Source organism: Ruegeria sp. AM1 (assembly GCF_056540745.1).
This window is the reverse complement of record NZ_JBQFXH010000001.1, coordinates 1,279,730-1,298,420: the sequence shown is the minus strand read 5'-3', so window position 1 is coordinate 1,298,420 and position 18,691 is coordinate 1,279,730. Positions and strand designations below refer to the sequence as shown.

The window sequence follows — 18,691 nt, the reverse complement described above, 5'->3', positions numbered from 1 at the left end:
CAGGCCGGGCCTTTTTGGCATGAGCCGCTGGCCGGACGGCTATGGCCTGCATGTCTTGCAAGAGGTTGATAGCACCCTGAACGAGGCCGCCCGGATTGCCTCAACGGTGCAAGGTCCGGTCTGGATCATGGCGCATCACCAAACGGCGGCGCGCGGCAGACGAGGTCGGGCATGGGCCAATCCCAAAGGTAACTTGGCGGCGACGCTCGTGTTGCGGCCGCAAGGCGATGCCGAGCAGGCCGCGCTGCGCAGCTTTGTGGCTGCCCTTGCGTTGTTTGATGCCTGCGTGGCCGTGACAGGCCGGGCGGATGGCTTGTCGCTGAAATGGCCAAATGATGTGTTGCTGAACGGTGGCAAGCTGGCAGGCATTCTGCTGGAAAGCACCGGGCGGGGGCGCGGTGTTTCGCATTTGGCAATCGGGATAGGTGTGAACCTGTCCGAAGCACCCGGCGCGGATATGGTTGAGACCGGCGCGGTGCGCCCTGTTTCGCTGCTGTCTGAGACAGGCGCGCATGTGACGCCCGAGGACTTTCTGACCGAGCTTGCCACCGCCTATGCAGCGTATGAGACACAGTTCGTCACTTACGGGTTCGACCCCATCCGCACCGCTTGGCTGTCGCGCGCGGCCCGGTTGGGCGAGGTGATTACGGCGCGTACAGCTACCACCGAAACGGTCGGGACCTTTGAAACAGTGGACGCGGGGGGCAACCTTGTCCTAAACACCGCTAAAGGCCGCGTTAGCATACCTGCGGCGGATGTGTTTTTCTGAAGGAGGCACAGATGCTTCTGGCCATTGACTGCGGCAACACCAACACCGTTTTCTCGATCTGGGATGGCGAGAAATTTCTGTGTACCCTGCGCACGTCGACCCACCATGCACGCACCGCCGATGCCTATTTCACGTGGTACTCCACCTTGGTGAAGCATTATGGCATCGATGCAGATATCTCGGACGTTATCATCGCGTCGACCGTTCCGCGCGTGGTGTTCAACCTTCGGGTTTTTGCCGATCGGTTCTTTGGCTGCCGACCGTTGGTGGTTGGCAGACCGGATTGCCTGCTGCCGGTGAACCCGCGCGTTGACGAAGGGACCGTTCCCGGACCGGATCGCCTGGCAAACGCGGCGGCTGCGTTCGATCGCCACGGCGGAAATGTGGTGGTGGTCGATTTCGGTACGGCCACGAACTTCGATGTAGTGGCCGCTGATGGCGCCTATGTGGGCGGGATCATTGCGCCGGGCGTTAACCTCAGCCTTGAAGCGCTGCATCAGGGAGCCGCAGCGCTGCCGCATATCGATATAACCCGCCCCGAAAAGGTGATTGGAACGAATACCGTTGGCTGTATCCAGTCCGGGGTGTATTGGGGCTATTCCGGGCTGATCGAGGGGCTGATTTCGCGTATCAAATCGGAATACGGGATGCCCATGAAAGTTGTCGGAACAGGAGGTCTGGCGCCACTGTTCGATCAGGCGGATGTGGGCTTTGACACAATTGAAGATGATCTAACGATGCACGGTCTGACCGTGATCCATCGCTATAACAAGGATAATGGCGCAGCATGAGCAGCGAACGATTGATTTATCTGCCGCTGGGCGGCGCAGGCGAAATAGGCATGAACGCCTATGTCTACGGCTATGGTAAACCGGGGCAGGAGCGGTTGATCCTGGTGGATCTGGGGGTCGCTTTCCCGGATATGGACAGCTCGCCGGGTGTTGATCTGATTTTTGCTGATATCACCTGGCTGAAAGAACGGGGCGATCAGCTTGAGGCAATTTTCATCACCCACGCGCATGAGGATCATATCGGTGGCGTGGCGCATTGCTATGAGGCGCTGGGCGTACCGATATACGCGCGTGCGTTCACGGCCAATATCGCGCGCCGTAAAATGGAAGAGCATGGCCACCCGGAGGATGCAGTACGGACCGCCTCACCCTGGCCCGAACACATTAAGGCCGGGCCATTTACGGTCAGTTTCCTGCCTGTGTCGCACTCGATCCCCGAAAGCGCGGGTCTGGTGATCGATACACCAGCGGGTCGGGTAGTGCATACCGGTGACTTCAAACTGGATGCAAATCCAATCGTGGGCGAAGCTTTTGATCCCGACCTGTGGGCCGAAGTTGCAAAGCCGGGTGTAAAGGCGCTGATCTGCGACAGCACAAATGTATTCTCCCGGCATCCGGGGCGTTCTGAGGCCGAAGTTGGCCCGGAAATCACCCGGTTGGTGGAAGAGGCCGAAGGCATGGTCATCGCCACGACCTTTGCTTCGAACGTTGCGCGGGTCAAAACTCTGGCTGAGGCCGGCGCGCGGGCGGGTCGTTCGGTTGTTCTGCTGGGGCGCGCCATGCGCCGGATGATCGAGGCCGCGACCGAAACGGGCATCCTTGCAGATTTCCCGCGCGTGATCAGCGCGGAGGAGGCGGTGGAGTTGCCGCGTCAGCACCTGATGCTGATTGTGACCGGCAGCCAGGGCGAACGCCGGGCAGCCAGCGCGCAGCTTGCGCGCGGCAAGTACCGCGGGATCGAGGTGAAGGATGGCGATCTGTTCCTGTTTTCGTCCAAAACCATTCCCGGTAATGAGCGCGGCGTGATCCGCATCATGAACCAGCTGAGCGAGAAGGGTGTTGATGTCGTTGATGACAGCTCGGGGCTCTATCACGTTTCCGGCCACGCAAACCGCCCCGACCTTGAGCGGATACATACCCTGATCGATCCGCAGATGGTGATTCCGATGCATGGCGAACATCGCCATCTTCGTGAACATGCCAAACTGGCCGAGACTGGCGGGCGTACGGGTATTCTTGCGGTTAACGGTTCGATGGTCGACTTGACGGGTAATGCGCCGCAAATCGTCGATTATATCGAGACGGGCCGGACCTATCTGGATGGCACGGTCAAGATCGGCGCATTGGACGGCGTAGTCCGTGACCGCATCCGGATGGCGCTGAACGGCCATATCACGATCACCGTCATTCTGGATGAAGAGGACGAGCCACTGGGCGAGCCTTGGTGCGAAACAATGGGCCTGCCAGAGGTCGGTTCTTCGCGCGCAGCCTTGATTGAGGTGCTGGAAGAGGATCTGAACCAGTTCCTGATGCGGGCAGATGCAAAGACACTGCGCGATGATGACAAATTGGAAGAGGCCCTGCGCCGTATCGCGCGGCAAAGCGCGCAGGCGGAAATTGGCAAAAGACCAGAGGTTACAACCGTCGTCAGCAGAATGCGCTAGGGTCTGAGGGCCCTAGTCTGCCTGAGGCATGGGATAGCCTTTGAGCTGTAGAAACAGGCTGGCTTCTTCATTGTTGAGAAAGAAAGGAATGGATTCGGGCGGGCTGCGATCTGCGGCCCGCGCGGTAATTTCGGCCAGAACCACCTCGGTAATAAACGGCAGGTCATAGGACCGTGCCTGATCCAGCTTGACCCATTGCAGATGCGACAGCTCATCCGACGCATGGGTGAAATCGTCCAGATCCCCCTGAATGGCCTCGGCATCGACCAGAAAGAAACGCGCATCAAAGCGGCGCGGGCGTCCGGGTGGTGTCACTGCGCGGAACACAAATTGCAGCGCTTCAGCCGACGGTACAAAACCCAGATTGGCAAAGGTTTTCCAGTCCGAGGGTACATCGCCAGACCATTGGCCAGGCTGGCCCAAAACCAGCCCGGTTTCTTCCCAAAGCTCGCGAATTGCAGCGGCCGCCAGCGCGGTCTGCAAGCCATCGTCGGCGCGTTCCGCAAGGCGGTCGTGGCAGATCGCAGGCAGGCCTGCGACCAGAGGCACCTCGGCGTCCGACGGATCAACCGCGCCGCCGGGAAACACAAACTTGTTCGGCATGAAAGCCGCCGACGCCCCCCGCTGTCCCATCAGAATCGAAGGAGAGCTTGTGCGGTCGCGCAGCACAATCACCGTTGCAGCGTTCCGAATTGCGGTCTTGTCGATGGTCATGTCCCCTCCGGTCTGGTCGAAGGGGTCAGTCGGTCTTGTCGAATCCGTGCATCCGGCGTGCCCACTGATAGGCGACGACGACTCCCTTTAGTCTCGGCAGAAGGTACAGCGACAAAGCAACGCAGCCAACAGAGAACATCAGCGCCATGGTAAGCGGATCAGGTCGCCAGTGTACGTACGAAACATGCAGGGCCGGGGCCAGAAGGTGGCCAACGATCAGAATCGTCAGATAGGCAGGCCCATCATCCGCGCGGTGGTGAAACAGCTCCTGACCACAGTTAGAGCAGCTATCGTTCACTTTCAGATAGCTGTGCAGCAATTTGCCTTTGCCGCACTTGGGGCACCTGCATTTGAAGCCTTTGACCACTGCAGGCCAAGTAGGGCGTTCAGTGTCCTCAACGGTGTCGATTGTCTGATCGGTCATGTGGGTACTCGCGCGTTCCAGTTTACAGGATATTGCTATTGTTTCCGTCTGCTTAAAAGGGGGGTGCGTCGCTTTGCGGCGGGGAATTGAAAAAAGATAAATTAAAAAATGATCTTAGCGAACTCGATTTTTTTCTTTCATCGCGACGGAAATCCGGCGGCGTTGCGTTTGAATAGGTATGAGCAGCGGCACAGGGCCGCCAGATAAGGGAAAACTGTTATGAATAGTGCAAAGTTTATGTCCGCCATCGTTCTGTCTGCGGTTGCTGTGACTGGCTCCGCCGCAATGGCCAAGGGCCCGAAGGATCGCGAACCGGTGACCTTTCAGCAACTGGATGCAAATGGCGACGGTCAGGTGACCAAAGACGAGATGCAGGCGCATCACACCCAGCGGTTCACAGCTGCGGACGCAGATGGTGACGGTCAGCTGAGCGTTGACGAGATGCAGGCCGCGGCACAGCAAAAGGCCAATGATCGTGTCTCGAAGATGTTCGAAAAACACGACGCAAACCAGGATGGCTTTCTGAGCGAAGATGAGTTGCCGAAACCGCGCCGGGCTGACAAGATGTTTGACCGGGTCGATGCTGATGGCAGCGGCACCATCTCGGAGCAGGAATTCGCAGATGCAAAAGACAAAATGGGCCAGCGCAAAAAGAAGCGCGGCAATGCAAACACAGACAGCAATTGATGCAGGATGGAGGATCTGACCTCCTCAACGCATGCGGGGTGCGGCGATCCGGTTGCCGCACCCAAGCTCAGCGACGATGTGTTGCTGAGGCAATTCGCTGATGGCGACGCGGGCGCCGCGCGGGTGCTGACCGACAGGCTGGGGCCGCGCTGCTATTCGGTTGCTTTGCGTATTCTTGGCAACAGGACCGAGGCCGAAGATGTGGCACAGGATGCAATGATGCGTCTCTGGCAGATGGCCCCTGACTGGGTTTCGGGGCAGGCCAAAGTCTCGACCTGGCTTTATCGCGTAACGCTAAATCTGTGTGTGGATCTGCGCCGTAAAAAGACGCCTGCGGCCCTGAGCGATGTGACTGAGCCTGCGGATGAGACGGCGAGCGTCGTTGAGCGGATGCAAGAGGATGCGCGCAAGGATGCGTTGCAGGTTGCGCTGTTGCAATTGCCGGAACGTCAAAGGCAGGCTGTGGTGCTCAGGCATATCGAAGAGCTGTCCAATCCCGAGATTGCAGGGATTATGGGCATTTCCGTAGAAGCGGTGGAAAGCCTGACCGCGCGTGGCAAACGGGCGCTGGCTGCGATATTGGCCGGACGACGGGATGAACTGGGGTATGACAATGGCTGACAACGATACTGAACTGGATCACCTGTTCGCCCAGGCACGGCAGACGCACAAGGCGCTGCCGGATGATCTGGCCGTTCGGATGATGACCGATGCCGAGGCCGTCAGGTTGAGTAGACTGAAACCAACAACTGCGCCTGGGCGCTTTTCGGTATGGCGTCTTTTTGACGGAATTGGTGGATGGCCCGGGATGAGCGGTCTGGTTGCGGCCAGCGCTGCAGGTGTGTGGATTGGATTTTCCGCCCCGGCATTTCTGCCCGATCCGGCGAATTATCTGATGTCACAGGACGAGGCCTTTCTGGTCGTGGGCCTTGGCGTGGACACCAGCTATCTGGAGGAAGCTGAATGAGCGAAAACACAAGACCCCAACGTCGCTGGATGCCCATTCTGCTGATGGTGTCCCTTGCGCTGAATCTTCTTGTTGTGGGCACCGTGCTGGGGACGGTCCTGCGGTTCCGCGACAACGATCATGCAAAGGCACCGCCGGGTTTTGAGGCGGCCTTGTTTCGTGCGTTGCCTGGACCGGACCGCAAGGCGCTCAGGAAAGAGCTGGTGGACCAGCACCGGAATGGCGCAAAGACCCGCGCGCAGAGTTTCGAAGCTCTTGATCAGGCGCTTCGGGCCGTTCCCTTCGATCCCGCAGCGGTGCAGCAAGTGTTGCAAAAACAAGCGCAATCTACCGCAAGCTTGAAGGTGGAATTGCAGGAGCAATGGTTGTTGAGAGTAACCGAGATGAGCGATGATGAACGGCAAACCTATGCCGATCGCTTGCAGGACGCGGTCGAACGTGGCCCGCGCCGGCACAAGCGCAACGACTGAAGATGATTATGCTGCACTTTGTTTCATATAGAACTGATTGCGCCCAGCTTTCTTCGCAACATAGAGCGCCTTGTCGGCGCATCGTATCAGGTCCTCAACGGATTCAGGGTCCGACAGGTAGGGCGGTTCGCAGACTTTGAGGCCAATACTGGTTGTGATTGGAATTGGCACCCTTTGGTCGTGTAACGGATAGGGGTGGCCGCAAATCCGATCACAGATGGCACCCGCCATCTGTACGGCTTTTCGTTGTGAAATTCTGGGGACACCGATCAGAAACTCTTCCCCTCCGATCCGGGCGACAAATCCGGCTTTGCCAAGGACATGCTGAATTCTGCGGCCAGCTTCAATCAGAACCTGATCACCCGCTGCATGGCCAAATCGGTCATTCACAGCCTTAAAATGATCGAGATCCGCCAGCATGATTGCGAAGCCATGTCCTGACTGTCTTGACTGCCGCGCGATCCGGGCCATCGCGGACATCGCATAGCGGCGATTGTACAACCCGGTCAGTGGGTCAATCCAGGAGTCGGCCAGCCCCTTGCGCAGCGAGGCCCTCATCTGATCGTTTTGCGCTTTGCGTGCGATCAGCGCGTTGACGCGCAGCGCCAATTCTTGCTCGCAAAACCCGTTCATGCAGATTGCATCAGCCCCGCGGTCCAGCGCTTCGGCTGCCAACTGGGCCTTGCCTTCGCTCAGAATCCCGATCAGAACCGTGTGCCGCGTTGCGCGACGTGAACGAAGGTCGGCCAGCATATTCAGGCTGGTGAGATTGTTGCAGAGCTCAAAGACGATCACATCAGGGGCTGGATCAGAGAGAACCCCCATGGGATTGGTCTGGGAGTGGTGCGTCAACCGATGCGGCGTTTGCTGGCCCAGAGCCGTACACCACAGCGCGCCTTTTGCGACGGATTGAGCAAGGATAGCAATCTGCGCGCATGGGGTGGATGCCTCAAAAGGCGCTGCAGCTTCGGCCAAGCCGATAGATTGCGGGTCATCTTTGACGCGCAACTCATTTGCATCTGCGCGTGATCGCAGAAAGCTACGCACACGCGCCAGCAACAATGTGTCCTTGAACGGATAGGTTAGCACATCGTCCAAACCATCCGAGAGGGCCCGCAACCGGGCCGCCTTGTCGTTTTGTTGTGCTATGGCGATCACTGGCACATCCCTGAGCGACGGATCGGACAACATCAGTTTCTTGACGTCGGCCGCAGTCCCGTCCGGCAGCGATTGCGACGCCAGCACTAGATCGGGGCGCGCGCGTCTGACCAGCGGCCCCAGACCGCTCAGTTTCTCTCCCTGAACGACGTGATACCATGCTGCAGTCAACTGAACCTTCAGCATGATGCGATTGGTTGAGACCCCGTCGAGGACAAGGATGGTTCCCTGCACGGACATAGTTGTTCACCATTGATTGCATGCGTTAGCAAAGTGTTTATGAGTATGGTTAATAAACCGTTTCCAACCTGCAATTGAGGGGCATGTTTATGGCTATTTCGGCTGAGGCAGCGGAAACTCTGGCGCTGAAAGCTCTTGGCTGGCTTGTCGGAAACGACGAATTGCTGCCCGTTTTTCTTGGGGCAACGGGCGCTTCCGAGGGCGATCTGAGGGATCGAGCGGCAGAGCCTGAGTTTTTGTCATCGGTTTTGGACTTTCTGGTGCTCGACGATTCCTGGGTGGTCGCCTTTTGCGATGCCAGTAATGTGGCCTACGACTTGCCCGCTCAGGCGCGTATGCAATTGGCCGGTGGTGCCGAGATGCACTGGACGTGACAGCAACTCAGTGCAGGAGCCCCTTGGGATGACAATTGACGCCCTCATATTCGACAAAGACGGTACGTTATTTGACTTTGCCGCAACTTGGGGGGCCTTTGGGCGCGCCGTGTTGTTGCGGCTCAGCGCAGGTGATGAGGCGCACGCGGCGGTACTGGGCAACGCAATTGGCTTTGACCTCACGCACGAGCGCTATTCAGATGACAGCGTGGTCATTGCAGGAACAGTCGACGACGTGGCCCACGCGCTCGTTCCGCATCTGAATGGCCTGTCGCATGGGGAATTGGTGGATATGCTGAACGCCGAGTCCGCTCAGGCACCGCAAATCGCTGCGGTTCCCCTAGCGGATTTCCTTGGTCGTTTGCGAGCGGTGGGCAAAAGGCTGGGACTGGCTACCAATGACGGCGAGGCCCCGGCGTTGCAACATCTTGCCTCTGTCGGCATTCGCGACCATTTCGATTTTGTTGCGGGCTATGACAGCGGTCATGGCTTCAAACCCGGTCCGGGGCAACTGCTGGCGTTTGCGAAACATGTCGACGTCGCTCCGTCGAACATCGCGATGGTCGGCGACAGCTTGCACGATCTTCAGGCCGGGCGTGCCGCGGGTATGACCACCATTGCAGTGCTGACAGGTATGGCACCTGCCGAGACTCTCGCGCCGATGGCTGATGTCGTTCTGCCGGATATCGGACATATACCCGGCTGGCTGTCCGAAATCGGATCCTAGAGGATCAGTTTCGCCGGTTCATCAGGCAAAACCGACACAGCTTGTCGCAGACAGAGCGGTCAGAACCAGCGCTTCGGGGCTTGCTTACCTAAAAGCAGACACCGGAGGAGCAAATGGCGGATAATACGACTCGCAAGCGCCGCAGCGGTGGGCGTGCTGCTGCGGCGGCGCGCAGGGGCGCAGCCGTCATTGAGCAGATGCCCTGGAACCCACCGGTCAACATCGACCGGCCAACCGAACCACTGCCGCCCGAGGGGGTTGAGGCCATCCACGACGGTGCCATGCGCATTCTTGAAGAGATCGGCGTTGCATTTTATCACGATGAGGCCAAGGATATCCTGCGCCAGGCGGGATGTATCGTCGACGGCGACACGGTCCGTATGGGGCGCGATTTCGTGACCGAAATGGTCGCCCAGGCACCCGGTAAGTTCACGATTACGCCGCGAAACACGGATCGCAGGATTGAGATCGGCGGCAAGACGATAGTGTTTGGCAACGTGTCTTCTCCGCCGAATTACTGGGATATGGAGATTGGTAAAAAGGTTCCGGGAAATCGCGAGATGTGCCGAAATCTGCTTAAATTGACGCAGTATTTTAACTGTATCCACTTTGCCGGCGGTTACCCGGTCGAACCGGTCGATATCCACGCAAGCGTGCGCCATCTGGATGTTCTATATGACAAGCTGACCCTGACCGACAAGGTGATGCATGCCTATTCGCTGGGCAAAGAGCGGGTTGAAGATGTGATGGAGATGGTGCGCATCGCAGGCGGCCTGAGCCACAAAGAGTTCGAGGCCACGCCGCGTATGTATACGAACATCAATTCGACGTCGCCACTCAAGCATGATCACCCGATGATCGATGGGTGTTTGCGGTTGGCGCGGCGCGGTCAGGCCATTGTGGTGACACCGTTTACCCTGGCCGGAGCCATGGCCCCGGTGACCATGGCAGGTGCCGTCGCACAATCGTTGGCCGAAGCGCTTTGTGCAATCGCTCTGTTCCAATATGTGCAGCCAGGCATTCCCTGCGCAATCGGGACGTTCACGTCAAATGTGGATATGAAGTCTGGTGCGCCTGCCTTTGGGACACCGGAATACATGCGTTCAACACAGATGACCGGGCAGATGGCGCGGTTTTATGGATTGCCGATGCGCTCGTCAGGGGTCTGTACGGCGAACGTGCCGGATGGTCAGTCAATGTGGGAAACATCAAACTCGCTGTGGGCGGCGGTTCAGTCGGGCACGAACATGGTGTATCACGCCGCTGGCTGGCTTGAAGGCGGGTTGATCGCCAGCCCGGAGAAATTCGTCATGGATTGCGAAGTTCTTCAGCAAATACAGCGGTATATGAATCCTCAGCTCAATGCGTTTGGTCCCGAGGAAGTCGCGCTTGATGCGATCAGATCTGTGGGAAATGACGGTCATTTTTTTGGCATCCAGCATACGCAGGATCGCTATACGACGGCGTTCTATCAGCCGTTTCTCAGCGACTGGAAAAACTATGAAGGATGGGAAGTCGCGGGTGGGATTTGGACAGCTGAACGTGCGCATCACATGTTCAAAGAGATCGTCGCAAGTTTTGAGGCACCACCTATGGAAGACGCGATCCGGGAGGAGCTCGCCGATTTCGTTGCCCGCCGCAAAGCCGAAGGCGGGGCGCCCACCGATTTCTGAGTGAGGCGGTAGCAGACAACGACAACCGTCATGAGCTCTTTGGCAAATTGTTAAGCTTTGTCGATTGAATATGTTTCAAGCAGTCGAGTGAGGCGATTCATGCACGGGTTGATCAACAGCGCGATACAGTCGTTTGTCTGCGCGACTTACGGGCAGGCCTGCTGGCTGCGCGCGACCGAAGCGGCTGAACTGGGCTTTGCCGAGTTTGAGGCCATGCTGGTGTATGAGCGTGATGCGTCGACCCGTGTTCTGGACGCGCTTTGCGCTGATCTCAAGCGATCACAGCCCGAGTTTCTGGAGGATCTAGGAACATATCTGGTCTCACATCCCAACATGGAGGATCTGCGTCGCCTGTTGCGCTTTGGCGGGGTCACTTATGTCGAGTTTCTGCATTCCTTGGATGATTTGTCGGACAGAGTTCGACTGGCTGTTTCGGACCTGGAATTGCCCACACTTGAACTGTGTGAGAAAACCTCCATGGAATACCAGCTGAAATGCCATCCGGGATTGACAGGTTTCTCCAGCGTGATGGTCGGGATTCTGCGGGCAATGGCGGACGACTATGGCGCGCTTGTGATGCTGTCTCATGATGGGGTCCGCGATGGTGTCGAAGTGATCTCAGTCTCGTTAGTCGAAAGCGCGTTTGCCGAAGGCCGTCAGTTTGATCTGGGGGCGCGCAAGCTATGATTGGCAATCAGGACCTGGTGGCGTTGCTGAAAACGCTGTGTCCGATGTTTATGTTGCTCGACAACAATGGGTGCATACGGCAGGCCGGACCGACCCTGCAAAAACTGCGCCCCGACCGCCCCATGATCGGGCGCGATTTTCTCGAGTTCTTTGAACTGGTACGCCCGCGTACCATTACGTCGGTGCCCGAGTTGATATCGACCGCCGGCGCAAAGGTTCAGATTAAGTTTCGGGATGCCCCTACGACCGCGCTCAAGGGGTTGGTTGCGCCGTTACCTGAAAATAAAGGCGCGGTCATCAACCTGTCATTCGGCATTTCGATACTGGACGCGGTTCGCGACTATGCTCTGACAAGCTCTGATTTTTCGGGCACCGACCTGGCCATTGAACTGCTGTATCTGGTCGAAGCCAAGTCTGCCGCGATGGAGGCCTCCCGATCCCTCAATCTGCGTTTGCAGGGCGCGCGGCTGGCCGCAGAAGAGCAGGCTTTTACCGACACGCTGACCGGTCTGAAAAACCGGCGTGCGATGGATCAGATTCTGGAACACCTCATTTCGTCGAACTCTTCCTTTGCGCTGATGCATCTGGATCTGGATTTCTTCAAACTGGTAAATGACCGGTTCGGACATGCTGCTGGTGACCATGTGCTCAAGCAGGCGGCGCAGATCATGCTGGACGAAACACGTCCGAACGACACTGTAGCCCGGGTTGGGGGGGATGAATTTGTTCTGATCTTCCGTGATCTTCTGAACAAGGAAAAGCTGGGCAGGATCGCCGACCGACTGATCACAAGACTTCAGGAGCCGGTGATGTTCAACAACGTGGCCTGCAAGATTTCGGCAAGCATTGGCACCGCTCTGTCCTCTCAGTTTCAGGCGCCACATGTTTCGGATGTTTTGCAGGCGGCCGATCTCGCGTTGTATGAGGCCAAGAGAAAAGGGCGCTCCTGCAGCTGCTTTTTCTCAGGTCATTCCAGAATGCCACAGTGAGCGCGGGCTCAGGTCTCAGATGAATGGAGGTCTGGCGGGCGGCACGAGGCCCTATCCAGCTGAGTCGGCCACTTCCCGCGGCTATCCGAACACAAGGTCCAGCTTGGTCGCGATATGCTGCTTGATTGCCGGGAAGTTCCCGATCACCGGCAGGGTGTCGCCCGCGAACTCAGCCTTAGACAGTTCCTCTGGCACGTCTTCCAGCACATGGCCGCCTTCGCATGCAAAAAATGGCAGGCAGAGTGCCCGGCTACCGGTTCCCGATGCGGCGTCGGAGATGGAGGGGCGTTCTTCGACAAATCCGATCGATGTGTTTTGAAAGGTAATATGCTGTGTCAGTTTCGAAACGAAGTCGGCGACCACGGCGGATGGATTCCGGCTGCGTCCCGATCCATGCGCGGCTACAACCAAATCCGTTTGCTCTGACGCCCAGCCGCGCTCCGCTAGCTGTTTTTGCAGACCGACTGCTGCGAGAGCGGGAAGTTCGGGCTCAACACCAAGAGGGTCCAGTATCCGGATGTCTCTGTGTCCCAGTCGTTTCGGTAATGCGCTTGTCACGAACCAACCTTTGGCCATGAAAAGCGGATAGATCACCGTCTCACTGGTCAGACGATCCAGCGTCGTCTCCAGCGCGTTAGGGGCCGCCAGCGTTGCAGAGCACACTTTGGCCCGTTCGGTCAGCCTGTCCACAGAGGCGGCAAATTCTGCCAGTGCGGCTTCGGCGGGCATGGGATCAGAAGGTTGGCCATGGGCAACAATTACAGCGTTTGTCATATTCGAGTTCCTGACGGTTGAGCGATAGGTGGCGCGCTGGTGGCAGGTGTCAACCGCTGGTGTCCGATTTATCCCAATAACGTCAGCCACATCCATACCGAAAGAATGGAAACTCCGGTGCCGATCAGAACGGACGAAGCCGCAACGCGTTTGGCGCGGCCATACATATTGGCAAAGATATAAGCATTGAAGCCGGGTGCCATGGCGGCATTCAACACGCCTGAACGGAACAAGTCCTGCGGCAGGGCGGTCACGGTCCCGAACAGCCAGACAAGGCTGGGGTGCAGGATCAGCGACACACAGCAGACGAAGCCAATGGCGCGCAGATCGCCCTCGGGTTTGTATTTCACCAATATCCCGCCGAGTGCAAACAAGGCGCTCGGCAGGGCTGCGCGTGTCACAAGGCGCAGTGCTTCGTCGACTACGACGGGGATGTATACGCCAGAAAGGTTAACGACGAAGCCCAGCAAAATGGCTAGGATTAGCGCGTTCTTGAACATGGCGGTCAGCACGGATCTTGCCATGTGCAGGCGCTTGTGACCGCGGTTCCGGATAATTTCCATCACCGTGATGCCAACGCCGTAGCAGAACGGGGAATGGAACGCGATAATTGCGTAGTTCCCGGTCAGGTTTTCAGGGCCGTAGGCGCGTTCGGTGATCGGCAGTCCCAGCAGAACCGAATTGGAAAACAGGCAGCAGAAGCCAATGGCAACGCAATCTTCCCATTCTCGTCCAAAGATCAGGCGCGCGCCAAACAGGCCCGCGCAGAAACACAGTCCTGCTGCTGAATAAAAGCTTACAAGCAGGCTGGGATTGAAGCTGGCGCTCAGATCCAGATTGGCGATGGCCAAAAACAGCAGGCACGGGATGGCAAAGCCTTGTGTGAACTTCATCAACCCGTCGACATGGGTTTCGGTGAAGTAACCCAGTCGTGTCGATGCATAGCCGGCGCCGATCACAAGAAAGACCGGCAGAATGACATCAATCAGGCTCTGCAGCATGTTATAGGTCCGACCGCAGCAGAGGGTATGAAGATATGCACACCACTAACAGCGCTGCGCCTATAGCTGCTGGTGGATCACCATCCCGTCAAACGCAGGCGTGATGTGATCCGGTGTTTCCGCATCGACCGTCGCATAATCAAGATCGATATGCATGTTGGTCAGCACCGCTTGGGTGGGGTGCAGGCGCTCGATCCAGCCCAGAGTTTTGTCCAGATGGGCATGTGTGGGGTGTGGAGCTCTGCGCAGTGCATCAATCACAAGGCAGTCCAATCCCTGCAAAACGGGCCAGGCATCATCGTAAATTTCCGAGACATCAGGGAGATAAGCCAGGTTTTTCATCCTGAAGCCCAGCGAGTCTATCGATCCGTGGCTGACCTTGAACGGCTGAAACGGAATTGGGCCGCCGGGGCCGTCGATTTCAAAGGATCCGTCAATGGTCTTGAGGTCCAGGATCGGGGGATAAGGTGAGCCTTCGGGTTGGATAAAGGCATAACCAAACCGGCTGAGCAGCGCGTTTTGCGTGTCGCCATCGGCCCAAACGGGAACCCGTGTCTTCATGTTGAACACAACCATGCGCAGATCATCAATGCCATGCACATGATCGGCGTGTGAGTGGGTATAGATCACCCCATCCAAGCGCCCGGTGCCTGTATCCAGCAACTGGCTGCGCATGTCCGGTGTCGTATCGATCAGGACCGAGGTTGTTCCCTCTGGCCCGTCGCGCTCGACCAGCATCGAACAGCGGCGGCGGATGTTTTTGGGGTTCTGCGGATCACACTCCCCCCAATGTCCGCCGAGGCGGGGCACGCCACCTGACGACCCGCAGCCCAAAATTGTGCAGCGTAGCGTGCTCATGCCGCAGCCTTGTAAGCGGCTGCCTTGGCAAACAGCCTGTCGAAATTGGCCTGTGTCTGGGCAGCAAATGCCGCATAGTCCATGCCAAAGACCTCGGCCCCTTTGCGGGCCGTATGGGCGCTGTAGGCGGGCTCATTGCGTTTGCCGCGATAGGGCGGCGGCGCCAGATAGGGTGCATCGGTTTCCACCAGAATCCGATCCACAGGTGCCAGAGTAAAGATGTCGCGCAGTTCTTGGCTTTTGGGAAAGGCAGCGATGCCCGACATCGACAGATAAAAGCCCAGCTCCAGCGCCGCTTTGGCCAGCTCGGCTGAGGATGAGAAGCAGTGCATGACACAGGAATACGGTGCATCGCGATACGCGTCGGTCAGGATGCGCGCCATATCCTCATCCGCTGCGCGGGCATGGATGATCAGGGGCAGACCGCTGCGCTGGGCGGCCTCGATATGAATGCGCAGAGATGTTTTTTGCACCTCCGCGCTGTCGGCTGTGTAGTGGTAATCCAGACCGGTTTCGCCGATGCCGACGAATTTAGGGTGCCGCGCCAGAGTGAGCAGCTCATCCACGGTTGCCAAGGGCTCCTCGGCCGCGCTCATCGGGTGGGTGCCAGCGGCGTAGAACACCGGTGCGTGTTGTTCGGCAATTGCCCTGACCGATGGTTCATTGCGCAATCGGGTGCAGATTGTCACCATCCGGGTCACGCCAGCCTCGGCCGCGCGTGCGATGATCTCATCCAGCTGGCCGTCAAAATCGGGAAAATCCAGATGGCAGTGGCTATCTGTGATTTCCGGGGGAATTGTGCTGTCGTTCATCTGCTCTGGCCGGCGGTTTCCTGTATCTTGAACACCGTATCTAGGACCAGAGCGGCAGGGTCAAGGTTCACCGCCTGACCATGGCGCGCGCGCGCGGTGATCAAGGCCGCAACCTCGGCCCAGTGCTGCGCCTGTTGCGGCGAGGCCGACAGCCGCGACAGAATCTCTGCCTCATCGGGGGCAGCCTCTGGTGCGGGCGGATGGCCGGTGGCCCCGGTGAGCGCCAGCCGGGACAGGGCGATGTCAATCAGGTTCAGCAGCAGGTCCAAACGTTCCGTTGCACCGCGCTGGGCCGCTGTTTCCGCCAGTCTCAGGGCGCGTTGGCGATCCAGGCGAGGCAGGGTGCCAAGTATGGCGATCAGTTCCGCATATGCCTCGAGCCCATTCAGATTGATCAACCGCACCGCGTCCCCGACTGAACCTGCCGCAAGCGCGGCCAGATGTTCGGCTTGTTGCGGAACGTCGACCCGGGTTTGCGCCAGTGCGCGCTGCGTGTCCTGCGTGGACAGTGGGTGCAGGCGCAGAGTTCGGCAACGTGAACGTATGGTCGGCAACAGGCGCGACGGCTGGTGGCTGATCAACAGCAAGGTGGTGCGTGCGGGCGGCTCTTCGAGCATTTTCAGCAAGGCATTTGCCGCGCTGATGTTCATTTCATCCGCTGAATCCACGATGACAACCCGCCGACCGCCATCCGCAGAGGACAAACCAAAAAACCGGCTGAGCTTGCGAACATCATCGACGACGATTTCGTTGCGCAGCTTTTTCTGATCGTTGAGCGAACGCGTGATGGATGCAAGCCCCGGTTCGGCCCCTGCCAGAATGCGATGTGAGACGGGGTGGTCCGGGGCGATGTTCAGCGAGGTCGCGGGGGGCGGCGCGCCAAACAGGCCATCCTCTGCCGGCGGTGTGGCAAGCAGGAAGCGCGCGATGCGCCATGCCAGTGTTGCTTTACCCACCCCCTTTGGCCCGGTCAGCAGCCAGCCGTGGTGCAAACGGTCCGAATTGAATGCATCCAGGAACGCCTGTTCTGCCGCGTCTTGCCCGAACAGCTGTTCGGTCTCGCGCGGGTGCGGGGCGCCGGGCGCCTGATCCGGGGCTGGGGTTTCGTCGCTCATCCGTTGTCTATCGCATGGCCTGCAACACGATGTCTGTCACATCTTTTGCAACGCTGTCCATGTCCCGATTGCCGTCGACGATCCGAAAACGATCCGAAAACTCCTGCGCCAGCGCGAGAAATCCGGCACGCATCTGCCGTTGCAACTCGGGGCCGAAATCTTCGAACCGTTCTTCGGTGCCCTGCCGCCCTTTGGCGCGGGACAGACCGGTTTCGGGGTCCATGTCGATCAGCAGCGTCATATCCGGTTCGCGCCCGATCATGAGGCTGTGCAACCGGTCAACAATTTCACGCAGATCGCCGCGCGACAGACCCTGATACATCCGGGTGCTGTCCGCAAAACGGTCACAAATCACAACCTTTCCGTCGGCCAGTGCCGGTTCGATCGTGCGTTCCAGATGATCGCGCCGCGCCGCTGTAAACAGCAGGATTTCCGTCTCGGCTGACCAGCGGTCAGGGTCGCCTTCCAGCACCAGCCGGCGTATTTCCTCGGCTCCGGGGGAGCCGCCGGGTTCGCGGGTCAGAACAACATCCCGTCCTGCGTCGCGCAGCCGCTCTGCCAGCAGGCGCGCCTGTGTGGACTTGCCTGATCCGTCGATGCCCTCGAATGTCAGGAACACGCCACGCCGCGTCACATCGACTCCAGAGGCGTATTGATCACATCTTTCAGAACGATATTGCCCACGGTCATCATGCGCACCATGAAGCCCCCCAGGGCCACATCCTCAGCGGCCACCAGTGGGTGGCGGATTTCAGGCAGACCTTCGGGCTTGATCACCAGTTCGGCCAGTTGTTCGCCTTTGGTCACTGGCGCGTTGATGGGGCCTTCGTAGACAACTTCGGCCTCGACATTCTGATCGGTCAGCACGGGGAATAGGACGCTCAGATCCTGCTCGGGAACCAAACCAACGGTTTTTTGTGCGCCCATCCAAAGCTTTGCTTCGGCTATCGGCGTTTCGGCGTCGGCAACTGTCCTCTCGACAAAATTTCGAAACGACCAGTTAACCACGGCCTCAGCCTCCTCTGCGCGGCGGGCGGTGCTATCGAGACCGGACAGAACAAAGACGACTCTGCGGTCGCCCTGTTTGGCAGACCCGACCAGGCCATACCCTGCCTCCTGTGTGTGACCGGTTTTCAGACCATCCGCGCCGATATCCAGCTTCAGCAATGGATTCCGGTTTCGCGCGTTTGATGGCGCACGGCCATCAAATTCAAAAACCTCTTCGGCGAACAAAGGATAGTATTCCGGGAAGTCAGCAATCAGACGGTCCGCCAGAACGGCCAGATCATGCACCGACATCATATGTCCGGCAGCGGGCCAGCCGTTTGAATTGGCGAAGTTCGAATTGTCCATGCCCATTTGCTTGGCGCGTTGGGTCATATAGCGTGCAAAACCCGATTCAGTCCCGTCCGGGCTGAGCGCTTCGGCGATGACGACACAGGCGTCGTTGCCAGACAGCACAATGATTCCTCGCAGCAAATCCTCGACCCGGACCCGGTCCTGCGTGTTCAGGAACATGGTCGAGCCACCATAGCTCATCGCGTGCTCCGAAACCGGAAGCGTTTCGTCCAGGGTTAACCTGCCGTCACGCAAGGCTTCGAATGCAACATAAAGCGTCATGAGCTTTGACATCGACGCAGGCGGAAGAGGCTGATCCGCTTCCTTTGACAGCAAAACGGTGCCGGTTTTCTGATCCATGACATAAGCCGCGCGCGCCGTTGTATCAAAGGCGTGGGCCGGAAGGGCCAGCAGGGCTAGGCCAAAAGCCCAGGTTGTTGATCGCAGAGAGGAAAGCAT

At 58.4% G+C, this 18,691-nt stretch carries 22 protein-coding genes; 12 read left to right on the top strand and 10 right to left on the bottom strand.

Going from position 1 to position 18,691, the window contains the following annotated elements; translation table 11 throughout:
- Nucleotides 1-19 precede the first annotated feature (19 nt).
- Genes ACR0I7_RS06500 through ACR0I7_RS06490 form a run of 3 tightly spaced genes read left to right on the top strand, consistent with a single transcriptional unit; the run spans nucleotide 20 to nucleotide 3,224 of the window.
- Complete coding sequence (locus ACR0I7_RS06500) at nucleotides 20-769, top strand: biotin--[acetyl-CoA-carboxylase] ligase (RefSeq protein WP_480509409.1); 750 nt, start codon at nucleotides 20-22, stop codon at nucleotides 767-769.
- Between the two features lie 11 nt (nucleotides 770-780).
- The gene (locus tag ACR0I7_RS06495; protein ID WP_480509408.1) at nucleotides 781-1,560 is read left to right on the top strand and encodes a type III pantothenate kinase; all 780 of its coding nucleotides are present in this window, start codon (nucleotides 781-783) and stop codon (nucleotides 1,558-1,560) included.
- A complete protein-coding gene (locus ACR0I7_RS06490) occupies nucleotides 1,557-3,224 on the top strand; it encodes a ribonuclease J (RefSeq protein WP_480509407.1) in 1,668 nt (555 codons plus the stop codon). Before ACR0I7_RS06495 ends, ACR0I7_RS06490 begins: the two co-directional genes overlap by 4 nt.
- A gap of 12 nt (nucleotides 3,225-3,236) precedes the next feature.
- Here ACR0I7_RS06490 and ACR0I7_RS06485 read toward each other — a convergent pair whose 3' ends face one another.
- Both ACR0I7_RS06485 and ACR0I7_RS06480 read right to left on the bottom strand, forming a co-directional pair.
- Complete coding sequence (locus ACR0I7_RS06485) at nucleotides 3,237-3,938, bottom strand: NUDIX hydrolase (RefSeq protein ID WP_480509406.1); 702 nt, start codon at nucleotides 3,936-3,938, stop codon at nucleotides 3,237-3,239.
- 25 nt (nucleotides 3,939-3,963) lie between these two features.
- Nucleotides 3,964-4,362 (bottom strand): DUF983 domain-containing protein, encoded by a 399-nt coding sequence (locus tag ACR0I7_RS06480; protein ID WP_480509405.1) that lies wholly within the window; start codon nucleotides 4,360-4,362, stop codon nucleotides 3,964-3,966.
- Nucleotides 4,363-4,581: 219 nt separating this feature from the next.
- Between ACR0I7_RS06480 and ACR0I7_RS06475 the strand changes: the two genes are divergently transcribed.
- From ACR0I7_RS06475 to ACR0I7_RS06460, 4 genes are read left to right on the top strand one after another with little or no spacing between them, the layout of a single operon-like run.
- Nucleotides 4,582-5,049 (top strand): EF-hand domain-containing protein, encoded by a 468-nt coding sequence (locus ACR0I7_RS06475; RefSeq protein ID WP_480509404.1) that lies wholly within the window; start codon nucleotides 4,582-4,584, stop codon nucleotides 5,047-5,049.
- Nucleotides 5,050-5,055: 6 nt separating this feature from the next.
- Nucleotides 5,056-5,670 carry an RNA polymerase sigma factor gene (locus ACR0I7_RS06470; protein WP_480509403.1) on the top strand — a complete coding sequence of 205 codons (615 nt, stop codon included), beginning with the start codon at nucleotides 5,056-5,058 and terminating at the stop codon, nucleotides 5,668-5,670.
- Nucleotides 5,663-6,016: a hypothetical protein gene (locus ACR0I7_RS06465; protein WP_480509402.1), complete on the top strand. Its 354-nt coding sequence runs from the start codon at nucleotides 5,663-5,665 to the stop codon at nucleotides 6,014-6,016. Before ACR0I7_RS06470 ends, ACR0I7_RS06465 begins: the two co-directional genes overlap by 8 nt.
- A complete protein-coding gene (locus ACR0I7_RS06460; RefSeq protein WP_480509401.1) occupies nucleotides 6,013-6,486 on the top strand; it encodes a periplasmic heavy metal sensor in 474 nt (157 codons plus the stop codon). The genes ACR0I7_RS06465 and ACR0I7_RS06460 overlap by 4 nt, the downstream gene beginning before the upstream one ends.
- A 6-nt stretch (nucleotides 6,487-6,492) precedes the next feature.
- On the opposite strand, the gene ACR0I7_RS06455 is transcribed toward ACR0I7_RS06460, so the two are convergent.
- The gene (locus ACR0I7_RS06455; RefSeq protein WP_480509400.1) at nucleotides 6,493-7,884 is read right to left on the bottom strand and encodes a diguanylate cyclase; all 1,392 of its coding nucleotides are present in this window, start codon (nucleotides 7,882-7,884) and stop codon (nucleotides 6,493-6,495) included.
- An 89-nt stretch (nucleotides 7,885-7,973) separates the two neighbouring features.
- On the opposite strand from ACR0I7_RS06455, the gene ACR0I7_RS06450 reads away from it, so the two are divergent.
- From ACR0I7_RS06450 to ACR0I7_RS06430, 5 genes are all read left to right on the top strand, one after another.
- Nucleotides 7,974-8,258: a DUF3572 domain-containing protein gene (locus tag ACR0I7_RS06450; RefSeq protein WP_480509399.1), complete on the top strand. Its 285-nt coding sequence runs from the start codon at nucleotides 7,974-7,976 to the stop codon at nucleotides 8,256-8,258.
- A gap of 28 nt (nucleotides 8,259-8,286) precedes the next feature.
- Nucleotides 8,287-8,985, top strand: a complete 699-nt coding sequence (locus ACR0I7_RS06445; RefSeq protein WP_480509398.1) for an HAD family hydrolase — start codon at nucleotides 8,287-8,289, stop codon at nucleotides 8,983-8,985.
- A gap of 113 nt (nucleotides 8,986-9,098) precedes the next feature.
- On the top strand, nucleotides 9,099-10,658 hold the full coding sequence (locus ACR0I7_RS06440) for a trimethylamine methyltransferase family protein (protein WP_480509397.1): 1,560 nt from the start codon (nucleotides 9,099-9,101) through the stop codon (nucleotides 10,656-10,658).
- Between the two features lie 99 nt (nucleotides 10,659-10,757).
- A complete protein-coding gene (locus tag ACR0I7_RS06435) occupies nucleotides 10,758-11,345 on the top strand; it encodes a heme NO-binding domain-containing protein (RefSeq protein WP_480509396.1) in 588 nt (195 codons plus the stop codon).
- On the top strand, nucleotides 11,342-12,334 hold the full coding sequence (locus ACR0I7_RS06430) for a diguanylate cyclase domain-containing protein (RefSeq protein ID WP_480509395.1): 993 nt from the start codon (nucleotides 11,342-11,344) through the stop codon (nucleotides 12,332-12,334). Before ACR0I7_RS06435 ends, ACR0I7_RS06430 begins: the two co-directional genes overlap by 4 nt.
- A gap of 81 nt (nucleotides 12,335-12,415) precedes the next feature.
- On the opposite strand, the gene ACR0I7_RS06425 is transcribed toward ACR0I7_RS06430, so the two are convergent.
- The 7 genes from ACR0I7_RS06425 to ACR0I7_RS06395 all read right to left on the bottom strand — a co-directional run bounded on the left by ACR0I7_RS06425 (nucleotide 12,416) and on the right by ACR0I7_RS06395 (nucleotide 18,691).
- Nucleotides 12,416-13,108: a CbiX/SirB N-terminal domain-containing protein gene (locus ACR0I7_RS06425; protein ID WP_480509394.1), complete on the bottom strand. Its 693-nt coding sequence runs from the start codon at nucleotides 13,106-13,108 to the stop codon at nucleotides 12,416-12,418.
- A gap of 68 nt (nucleotides 13,109-13,176) precedes the next feature.
- A complete protein-coding gene (locus ACR0I7_RS06420) occupies nucleotides 13,177-14,109 on the bottom strand; it encodes an AEC family transporter (RefSeq protein ID WP_480509393.1) in 933 nt (310 codons plus the stop codon).
- Nucleotides 14,110-14,169: 60 nt separating this feature from the next.
- Nucleotides 14,170-14,967, bottom strand: coding sequence for an MBL fold metallo-hydrolase (locus ACR0I7_RS06415; RefSeq protein ID WP_480509392.1), 798 nt, complete (start codon nucleotides 14,965-14,967; stop codon nucleotides 14,170-14,172).
- Entirely contained in the window at nucleotides 14,964-15,779 is an 816-nt protein-coding gene (locus ACR0I7_RS06410; RefSeq protein ID WP_480509391.1) for a TatD family hydrolase, read from the bottom strand. The genes ACR0I7_RS06415 and ACR0I7_RS06410 overlap by 4 nt, the downstream gene beginning before the upstream one ends.
- The gene (locus tag ACR0I7_RS06405; protein WP_480509390.1) at nucleotides 15,776-16,894 is read right to left on the bottom strand and encodes a DNA polymerase III subunit delta'; all 1,119 of its coding nucleotides are present in this window, start codon (nucleotides 16,892-16,894) and stop codon (nucleotides 15,776-15,778) included. The genes ACR0I7_RS06410 and ACR0I7_RS06405 overlap by 4 nt, the downstream gene beginning before the upstream one ends.
- A gap of 7 nt (nucleotides 16,895-16,901) precedes the next feature.
- Entirely contained in the window at nucleotides 16,902-17,528 is a 627-nt protein-coding gene (gene tmk / locus ACR0I7_RS06400) for a dTMP kinase (RefSeq protein WP_480509389.1), read from the bottom strand.
- A complete protein-coding gene (locus tag ACR0I7_RS06395; RefSeq protein ID WP_480509388.1) occupies nucleotides 17,525-18,691 on the bottom strand; it encodes a D-alanyl-D-alanine carboxypeptidase family protein in 1,167 nt (388 codons plus the stop codon). The genes tmk and ACR0I7_RS06395 overlap by 4 nt, the downstream gene beginning before the upstream one ends.

Bases quoted from the DNA above. Each gene is read 5' to 3' on its own strand.
- ACR0I7_RS06500 (WP_480509409.1), top strand. From the start codon at position 20: ATGAGCCGCTGGCCGGACGGCTATGGCCTGCATGTCTTGCAAGAGGTT.
- ACR0I7_RS06495 (WP_480509408.1), top strand. From the start codon at position 781: ATGCTTCTGGCCATTGACTGCGGCAACACCAACACCGTTTTCTCGATC.
- ACR0I7_RS06490 (WP_480509407.1), top strand. From the start codon at position 1,557: ATGAGCAGCGAACGATTGATTTATCTGCCGCTGGGCGGCGCAGGCGAA.
- ACR0I7_RS06485 (WP_480509406.1), bottom strand. From the start codon at position 3,938: ATGACCATCGACAAGACCGCAATTCGGAACGCTGCAACGGTGATTGTG.
- ACR0I7_RS06480 (WP_480509405.1), bottom strand. From the start codon at position 4,362: ATGACCGATCAGACAATCGACACCGTTGAGGACACTGAACGCCCTACT.
- ACR0I7_RS06475 (WP_480509404.1), top strand. From the start codon at position 4,582: ATGAATAGTGCAAAGTTTATGTCCGCCATCGTTCTGTCTGCGGTTGCT.
- ACR0I7_RS06470 (WP_480509403.1), top strand. From the start codon at position 5,056: ATGGAGGATCTGACCTCCTCAACGCATGCGGGGTGCGGCGATCCGGTT.
- ACR0I7_RS06465 (WP_480509402.1), top strand. From the start codon at position 5,663: ATGGCTGACAACGATACTGAACTGGATCACCTGTTCGCCCAGGCACGG.
- ACR0I7_RS06460 (WP_480509401.1), top strand. From the start codon at position 6,013: ATGAGCGAAAACACAAGACCCCAACGTCGCTGGATGCCCATTCTGCTG.
- ACR0I7_RS06455 (WP_480509400.1), bottom strand. From the start codon at position 7,884: ATGTCCGTGCAGGGAACCATCCTTGTCCTCGACGGGGTCTCAACCAAT.
- ACR0I7_RS06450 (WP_480509399.1), top strand. From the start codon at position 7,974: ATGGCTATTTCGGCTGAGGCAGCGGAAACTCTGGCGCTGAAAGCTCTT.
- ACR0I7_RS06445 (WP_480509398.1), top strand. From the start codon at position 8,287: ATGACAATTGACGCCCTCATATTCGACAAAGACGGTACGTTATTTGAC.
- ACR0I7_RS06440 (WP_480509397.1), top strand. From the start codon at position 9,099: ATGGCGGATAATACGACTCGCAAGCGCCGCAGCGGTGGGCGTGCTGCT.
- ACR0I7_RS06435 (WP_480509396.1), top strand. From the start codon at position 10,758: ATGCACGGGTTGATCAACAGCGCGATACAGTCGTTTGTCTGCGCGACT.
- ACR0I7_RS06430 (WP_480509395.1), top strand. From the start codon at position 11,342: ATGATTGGCAATCAGGACCTGGTGGCGTTGCTGAAAACGCTGTGTCCG.
- ACR0I7_RS06425 (WP_480509394.1), bottom strand. From the start codon at position 13,108: ATGACAAACGCTGTAATTGTTGCCCATGGCCAACCTTCTGATCCCATG.
- ACR0I7_RS06420 (WP_480509393.1), bottom strand. From the start codon at position 14,109: ATGCTGCAGAGCCTGATTGATGTCATTCTGCCGGTCTTTCTTGTGATC.
- ACR0I7_RS06415 (WP_480509392.1), bottom strand. From the start codon at position 14,967: ATGAGCACGCTACGCTGCACAATTTTGGGCTGCGGGTCGTCAGGTGGC.
- ACR0I7_RS06410 (WP_480509391.1), bottom strand. From the start codon at position 15,779: ATGAACGACAGCACAATTCCCCCGGAAATCACAGATAGCCACTGCCAT.
- ACR0I7_RS06405 (WP_480509390.1), bottom strand. From the start codon at position 16,894: ATGAGCGACGAAACCCCAGCCCCGGATCAGGCGCCCGGCGCCCCGCAC.
- ACR0I7_RS06395 (WP_480509388.1), bottom strand. From the start codon at position 18,691: ATGCTTTCCTCTCTGCGATCAACAACCTGGGCTTTTGGCCTAGCCCTG.